The organism is Sphingorhabdus sp. (assembly GCF_029865925.1).
Classification (GTDB): domain Bacteria; phylum Pseudomonadota; class Alphaproteobacteria; order Sphingomonadales; family Sphingomonadaceae; genus Sphingorhabdus_B.
In genome coordinates this window covers 1-7456 of record NZ_JARXAI010000057.1, presented here as the reverse complement: position 1 = coordinate 7456, position 7456 = coordinate 1, and the positions used below count along the sequence as shown (strand labels likewise).

General features: G+C 52.3%; 7 protein-coding genes and 1 pseudogene. 5 read left to right on the top strand and 3 right to left on the bottom strand.

Going from position 1 to position 7456, the window contains the following annotated elements; all coding sequences use genetic code 11:
* Nucleotides 1-259: pseudogene (locus QE270_RS05305) on the top strand (hypothetical protein); the annotation flags it as partial.
* 100 nt (nucleotides 260-359) lie between these two features.
* On the opposite strand, the gene QE270_RS05300 reads toward QE270_RS05305, so the two are convergent.
* The 3 genes from QE270_RS05300 to QE270_RS05290 all read right to left on the bottom strand — a co-directional run bounded on the left by QE270_RS05300 (nucleotide 360) and on the right by QE270_RS05290 (nucleotide 2378).
* The gene (locus QE270_RS05300; protein WP_300036258.1) at nucleotides 360-1280 is read right to left on the bottom strand and encodes an alpha/beta hydrolase; all 921 of its coding nucleotides are present in this window, start codon (nucleotides 1278-1280) and stop codon (nucleotides 360-362) included.
* A 53-nt stretch (nucleotides 1281-1333) separates the two neighbouring features.
* Nucleotides 1334-1486, bottom strand: a complete 153-nt coding sequence (locus tag QE270_RS05295) for a hypothetical protein (protein WP_300036256.1) — start codon at nucleotides 1484-1486, stop codon at nucleotides 1334-1336.
* A 121-nt stretch (nucleotides 1487-1607) separates the two neighbouring features.
* Complete coding sequence (locus QE270_RS05290) at nucleotides 1608-2378, bottom strand: SDR family oxidoreductase (protein WP_300036254.1); 771 nt, start codon at nucleotides 2376-2378, stop codon at nucleotides 1608-1610.
* Nucleotides 2379-2710: 332 nt separating this feature from the next.
* On the opposite strand from QE270_RS05290, the gene QE270_RS05285 reads away from it, so the two are divergent.
* The 4 genes from QE270_RS05285 to QE270_RS05270 form a co-directional block, all read left to right on the top strand.
* The gene (locus QE270_RS05285; protein ID WP_300036252.1) at nucleotides 2711-5089 is read left to right on the top strand and encodes a TonB-dependent receptor; all 2379 of its coding nucleotides are present in this window, start codon (nucleotides 2711-2713) and stop codon (nucleotides 5087-5089) included.
* Nucleotides 5090-5219: 130 nt separating this feature from the next.
* Entirely contained in the window at nucleotides 5220-6386 is a 1167-nt protein-coding gene (locus QE270_RS05280) for an LLM class flavin-dependent oxidoreductase (protein ID WP_300036250.1), read from the top strand.
* A 29-nt stretch (nucleotides 6387-6415) separates the two neighbouring features.
* Nucleotides 6416-6970: a glutathione peroxidase gene (locus QE270_RS05275; protein ID WP_300036248.1), complete on the top strand. Its 555-nt coding sequence runs from the start codon at nucleotides 6416-6418 to the stop codon at nucleotides 6968-6970.
* Between the two features lie 264 nt (nucleotides 6971-7234).
* The coding region (locus QE270_RS05270; protein WP_300034037.1) for an SDR family NAD(P)-dependent oxidoreductase at nucleotides 7235-7456 on the top strand (222 nt) is incomplete at its 3' end.

Below are 7456 nucleotides of genomic sequence, written 5' to 3'. Positions count from 1 at the left end.
GCTTGGCGCAGAGCTAGACTTGCTAGCTTATATGACATCGCGATTGTTCGGACAGAAAACCTTTGGGGCGATTTACGGCTGGTTTTACAGCATCTATTCCCTGGGTTTCGGGCTTAGCCCGTTCCTGATCGGTCGGTCGCGAGACATGTTTGGGACATATGATTATGCCTTGGGTGGGAGTATCATTTGTCTACTTTTCGCGATTATTTCGGTTTTCGGCCTGCGTTTCCGAAAGGGCATGCTCGAGGTCATCGCGTAACACCAAACATCAGCAGGATGAGCATCGATACCCCGTGCAGTCAGATATTCAGCTGCGCAAAGCCCAGCTGCGCCGCCACCGATGATAGCGAAATGCTGGGTCATATCTTGCTTGCTAACCAGTCGCTGGCCACAGTCATCGCTTGGTCGGCGCGATCAAGTACCCCAACCATACCCATGAAACCATGATTCATGTCATCATAATGCATCAACACAGTATCGACGCCCGCTTGCGACAAGCGTGCAGCATAGGCTTTGCCTTCGTCGCGCAGCAGATCATATTCTGCCGTAATAACATAAGCGGGTGGCAGTCCGCTTAAATCAGCTCCTCGCAGCGGAGAGGCATCAGGGTGAAAGCGGTCTTCCGGATTACGGATATAAAGGTCCCAGCCCCAGCGCATCGCGATGACTGTCAAGCCGCAGCCTTGCCCGCGTTCTTGGTAAGATAAAGGCGCAGGGTCTGGATAATCGGTCACTGGATAGATCAGAAACTGCGCAGCGAGATTTGGACCACCTGCGTCACGCAATCTACGAGCAACCACCGTCGCCATCGTTGCGCCCGCGCTGTCGCCTGCAACAATCAGCCGCGCCGGATCACCGCCTATGCTTGTTGCATTTTTTGCCGTCCATATTGTCGCTGCTTCGCAATCGTCTGGTCCGGCCGGGAAAGGCGCTTCAGGCGCCAAGCCATAATCGACCGAGACGACAACTGCGTCCAAAGCCAAACAAAGATGGCGACAAATCACATCATGCGTGTCGATGCTGCAAATGACAAACGCGCTGCCATGGAAGTATGTAACGACCGCGTGCCCGTCTTGCATATCCGGGCGATAAATACGGATACGAATGTCGCCGCGCGGGCCGGGAATCATCCGATCTTCGACATAGCCCACATCAGGTCGGGCCATCCGCGCGGTCTGGGCCTCATAACCCGCGCGCAACGTCTCGGGTGGAACCGTTTCCATAGGCGGCAACGCTGCGGCTGCATCGACTATCGCCTGTAATTCCGGATGTAGTGGCATTTTAATTTCCCTTCGAAAGATCAAATCCGAGATAAGCGTCGGCAGCGACTTTATCACAAATCGCCGGATATCGGCCGATGCCTCCTACGAAATGCATGAAAACGCACGGCTTCTTGCGCAAACACGGTGGCGGTCGCGCGGCCGATACCCTGCGCAGTACCGGTTACAATTGCCGCCTTGCCGGTGAGCTTGCGTACCACCTTCAATACAACGCTTCAACAGGGACGAAGACGATCTCGTCTTTGTCATAAATGCGATTTGGTAAAGGCGAGATACATCGGCAATATTTATTTAAGTGAACATCGGTTTATGCGCTAGCCATCGTTCTCATCCCCGCGGTGCGCCAGCTACATATAGAATTTGTCCAGTAACAAAGCCCGACCGTTCATCAGCAAAAAACGACACTGCGTTCGCGATATCGTCAGGTTGCCCGACGCGGCCCACCGCGGTTGCACGTATGGCTTGCTGCTTCATTTCATCGAACGATATGCCTACCCGTTCAGCCACTTCGGCAGTCATCGCAGTTTCGATAAAACCGGGCGCAACCGCATTTGCAGTGATACCATAACGACCCAGCTCGATCGCGAGCGTTTTCGTCAGTCCCTGCACGCCTGCCTTGGCCGCGGCATAATTGCTTTCCCCCAAATTACCGAGGGCAGCCGTGCTTGATAAGTTAACAATCCGGCCCCAACCAGCCGACCGCATATGGGATTGTGTTTCACGGCTCACTAAAAAGGTGCCGCGTAAATTGACGTTGATGACGCTATCCCAGTCATTGATGCTCATTTTACCAATTGTTCGATCACGCAAAATTCCAGCATTGTTAATTGCAATTGTGGGCGGCCCGAGGGCATCAACAATATGGGAAATTGCGAACTTAACTGCAGCTTCATCTGCGACATTCGCGGCGACAGCGACGGCGCGGCGGCCAATTTTCTCGATGGCGCGGACGGTCTCGGCACAAGCCATAGCATCTAGGTCAAGTACCGCAATATCGTGCCCATCCTGCGCCAGACGCAGCGCAATTCCAGCCCCGATACCCCGCGCACCACCCGTCACGACTGCGACGCGCGGCGTTTGTTTTTCGTTACCTTTCATATCGCTTCCAACATGCTGATCGCCTTTGCGGATAATTGAAATTTCTTGGCTCGTCCCGAATTCAATTTTTCACGGGGTCCAGCTTCAGCACCCGTAATTAAAAACTAACGATTGTTTAATTGCCTTGACGTGTCAACACCGCTGTTTAATAACCTAGTTTAGTATAAGTCATGATTCGCACAGGTTTGTCGGGAAGATGGCGCGAGCTTGTTTCGACCCACGAACTATGAAGGAAGCCGATTCGGTAACATTAGAAACAAAAGAGAAGTGCATGTTAAGCACTCGCTTTTTGAAATTTAACAGGATTTGTTTAAGGGAGAGGGATACGGATTATGATAAAGAATTTTAGCTTTGCTTCGCAACGCCCAGCCTATTTCAAGGCGTTCCTTGCGACGGGGATTGCGCTTAGTGCGCTTATGAGCGCGCCTTTGCTGGCACAAACGAGCAATCCAGCTGACGAAAAGGCAGAAAGTGGAGACATCATCGTCACCGCAAGGCGATCCGATGAAAAGCTTCAGGACGTTCCAGTTTCCGTTGCCGCTTTGGGTGCAGAGCAGCTGACTGAGCAGCGCATTCTATCGGAAGCAGATTTGCAGATCGCAACGCCTGGCCTAATTTTGCGGCAAACATCGTCAAACAACCAGATTAACTTTGCACTACGCGGCCAGACAGTTGACGCCTTCTCTGGCACCGCGCCAGCCGTGGTTGTGTATATGAACGAAGTGCAGGTTGCAGGTGCGGGCACGCAGTCCTTCTTCGATATGCAATCAATTCAGGTCTTCAAGGGGCCTCAAGGCACGCTGTTCGGCCGCAACGCGACGGGCGGCGCTGTCCTGTATCAGGTGCAAAGTCCGACAGACGAACTGGGCGGCTATTTGACGGCGGGTTATGGCAACTTCAACAACATCGAAGTGAATGGCGCAATCAACGCTCCGCTCGGAGAGGCCGTCGCGGTTCGGCTTGGTGCCTCCTATCGCAAACGCGATGGCTTTCAGCGCAACCTTGCTATTGGCAACGGGCTTGAGTCCAACCAGATTGACTATCAGGCTTACCGTGCGAGTGTTCTGCTCACGCCGGGCGACCGTTTTGAAAACCTTACCACTTTTCAGTATAACACCGACGATGGCCGAGCGAGCGGTCTGAAATTGACCAGCATTAATGCAGTGGGCTCAAAGGGACCGGACGGCAAGGCCTTGGAAACTCCTACAGCCTTCCTTTATAATTTGGGTTTGAACGGGACACCCAATGCCGCCGATAAGGAATTGGCACGAAATAAAGCGGCTGGATTTTACGATTTTTACAACAGCGAAACTAACGATCATAAGAGCCGCCAATATTTCATCTCCAACAAGACCAGCTATGAACTCTCCGACACGGTAAAATTGACCAATATTTTTGGCTATAACAACGTCCGATCCAATGATGTCATCGACGTCGATGGGGCTGGCTTGCCATGGATCATCATCGGCAATGTGCCTAACACTCAAACTGCGACGCCCGGTGCAAACCTGCCAAACGCGGAAGGTTATAACTGGTACACCAAGCAATGGTCGAACGAGACGCAAATCTCCGGAAAGATCATGGACGACAAGCTGAACTATATCGTTGGCGTCTATTTGGGTGATGTAAAGCAAGGAACCTTGACGCCAACTTGCGCTTTTTGCGATATCCAACTCGGAATTCCCAATATGAAATGGGGCAACCAGAACGTTTTTGGTGGCGAAAGAGAGAATAAGTCTAAGGCTGTTTTTGCCCAGTTCACCTACAAGATATCGGACCCCTTGTCCTTCACGGCGGGCTATCGCCACACTTGGGAAAATCAGAGCATTACCCGCGCCCCCCGTGACAGATCAGTACTGTTGCCAAATTCGGTTACCGCATTTGCCTCGCTCAAGGTGAATAAACCCAGCTGGACACTTAGCTTGGATTATAAGGTTAACGACGATTTGCTGCTTTATATTGCACAGCGCGGCAGCTTCCGCACAGCAGGTTACAATATTGATAACACCGTGCCTGATGCACAGGGTCGGCCAAGCAACAATGCCTATGGAACTGAGACCACTACTGACGTTGAAGCTGGCATCAAATTTGCTGGCGACTTAGGGTTGGTGCGGTCACGCATTAACCTAGCCCTCTACAATCAGTCAGTGAACGACATTCAACGTGCTGTCTATCTCGGCATTGCCGCCGTAACCGGCAATGTGGATAAGGCCCGTATACGCGGCTTTGAATTCGACGCCAATTTCGATATTTCAAGCAACGTCGAAATCGGCGGCAATTTGGCATACACCGATGCTGTCTACAATGATCCAGATGCGATCGCAGGTGGGCGGAATTTTGTCTATGGTCCTTATGGCGACGCTCCGAAATGGACAGGCAGTGCTTTTGCCAAAGTCAGTAAGGAGCTTAGCAACAATCTTGGCACTGCCTATTTGCGCGGCGAGATATATACCCAGTCATCGTTCTATTATTCCAACCTTGCAAATACCTTCACGGTGAATACGTTGATTGACGGTTACAGCTTAGTCAACCTTCGTGCAGGTCTAGACAATGTTGGCGGGTCTCAGTTTTCGCTCGTGGCTTATGTCCAGAACCTGACCAAGAAGGAATACTATGTCGGCGGGCTAGATTTGGGCGCGGTTATCGGCACAAGCGCGCGGCTCGTGGGTACGCCGCGGACCTTTGGTATTCAGGGAACCTATACGTTCTAGAGCTGGATCGCTCCATATCACAGGCACGAAGCCGCCCATTCCTGATTAGAAATGGGCGGCTTCGTGGCAAGCGCGCCGCGATTATCTCACACATACAATTAGCCGCTCATGGCTTACAGGGAGAGTGTTCATGACTGATCGACTTCGTTTTGGAGCGTTTGTGCCGCCGCATCATCTTCCCGTAAATTACAACCCGACCTACGCGCTGCAACGCGATACCGAGCTTGTCCAGATAATGGACAATATCGGGTTCGACGAGGCTTGGTTTGGTGAGCATCACTCAGGTGGTGCGGAACCAATTGGTGATCCGATGATGTTCATCGCGCATGTTGCCGCGCAGACGAAGTATATCCGACTTGGCACCGGTGTTGTTTCGCTGCCCTATCATAACCCTCTCTGGGTGGCTGATCGGCTTGCCATGCTTGACCATCTCACGCGTGGTCGCGTGATGCTGGGCTTGGGACCGGGCGCGCTTGCCACTGACGCTGCCATGCTTGGCATCCACCCATCGGAGCAGCGCGATGCGCTTGAAGAAGACACGGCCGTTCTGATGCATTTGCTGACGAGTGATGAGCCGATTTCGATAGAGACTAAACGCTATAAGCTCGTTAACGCGCGGCTCCAGCTTGATTTTTATCAGGACCCACATCCAGAGGTGCTTGCCGCGGCCATCGTATCGCCGTCCGGGCCGCGCTTGGCAGGTCAGCATGGTATCGGCCTGATCTCCATTGGTGCATCGATGAAGGCGGGTGTCGACGTTCTCGCCATGCATTGGGATGTCGCTGAAGCGCGCGCTAAGGAGTGCAACAAGACGGTGGACCGGGACAAATGGCGGCTCGTTGGCCTCATGCACATAGCCGACACTAAGGAGCAGGCACTCAAGGATGTAGCGTTCGGCCTGCGCGAGTTCTGCGACTATCTGCAACACACGACCCCTACGCCGCAGATGGTGCCGACCGGAAGCACGGTGGAGGATTATATCGAATGGGCAATGTCCACAGGATCGGCGGTGATTGGAACCTACGAAGATGCGATTGAACAAATCGAATCTCTGCAGGACCAGTCCAATGGCGGGTTCGGCGCCTTCCTGCTGTTTGATCACAATTGGGCAAACTGGAATGCCAAAAAGCATCATTATCATCTGTTTGGCGAGTTTGTGATCCCGCATTTCAAGAAGACTAACCGTCGCCTTAAATCTAGCGAGCTTTATGCGCGCGATGTCCGCGACGAACTTGCCAAAGCTCAATCCGACGCGATTGGTGCTTTCGCCGCCAAGCATGCGAACGGCAAGAAATAGGCCTTGACCGACAGTTAATGGAGATTGAAATGACTAACACAGTTGACATGATCAAGCTGCAGCGCATCGACGGAACCGACGGAGGTCTGGGTGACTATGCCGGGCAAGTCCGACTAATCGTCAATGTTGCTTCGAAATGCGGACTGACGCCGCAATATGAAGGCCTTGAGGAGCTTTATCGACGTTACCAGGACAAGGGCTTTGTTGTCCTTGGCTTTCCGTCGAATGATTTCCTTGGTCAAGAACCAGGTTCCAATGAAGAAATTGCTGAGTTTTGCAAATTAACCTATGATGTCGGTTTCCCGATCTTTGCGAAGGATAAGGTTACAGGAGATGACAAAAGCGAACTTTATGCAAGTTTGATTAAGGAGATGCCCGTAGCTCTTAGCACTAGTGGTGACGGAATGCGCACGATGCTTGCGGGGCACGGGATCGATACGACTAATCCACCAGAAGTTCTTTGGAATTTCGAGAAATTTCTAATTGCGCGTGACGGACGAGTTGTCGCCCGATATGCCCCCGATACAGCACCCGACGATCCGGCATTGATTGCCTCAATCGAGGCTGCGCTGGCTTTGAAGTGAACTGCGGCTAAATCATGCCGCTTGCCACCGCATAATATCAACCCAACTGATGTTGCCAACGATCCGCTCATTTACGAAGACATCAGTACCAAATGTTCTGGTGACAGACAGATGATCTGAGTAGTTCTGCGGACGGCGGTTTAAGGCTTTCATATTTGAAAGTGTTAGAGCAGTGGCTCTTGCATAGCCTCAAAAACAAATGCTTGTTCTTTCGTAACGAGGTAGTTTAGAACCGCCGTTAGAGCATGAATCAGGAGAGCAGAGATGGGTAGACTTTCAGGCAAAGTAGCAATCATCACAGGTGCGTCGCAGGGCATGGGTGAGGCGCATGCCAAAATGTTTGTGGCTGAAGGCGCCAAGGTGATCCTGACCGACGTCAACGAGAAAGATGGGCAGGCGCTGGCTGAAAGCCTTGGCGAAAATGCGATGTTCATCAAGCAGGACGTCCGGTACGGGGCCGAGTGGAAGGCTGTTGTAGAGCAAGGA

Bases quoted from the DNA above. Each gene is read 5' to 3' on its own strand.
- QE270_RS05300 (WP_300036258.1), bottom strand. From the start codon at position 1,280: ATGCCACTACATCCGGAATTACAGGCGATAGTCGATGCAGCCGCAGCG.
- QE270_RS05290 (WP_300036254.1), bottom strand. From the start codon at position 2,378: ATGAAAGGTAACGAAAAACAAACGCCGCGCGTCGCAGTCGTGACGGGT.
- QE270_RS05285 (WP_300036252.1), top strand. From the start codon at position 2,711: ATGATAAAGAATTTTAGCTTTGCTTCGCAACGCCCAGCCTATTTCAAG.
- QE270_RS05280 (WP_300036250.1), top strand. From the start codon at position 5,220: ATGACTGATCGACTTCGTTTTGGAGCGTTTGTGCCGCCGCATCATCTT.
- QE270_RS05275 (WP_300036248.1), top strand. From the start codon at position 6,416: ATGACTAACACAGTTGACATGATCAAGCTGCAGCGCATCGACGGAACC.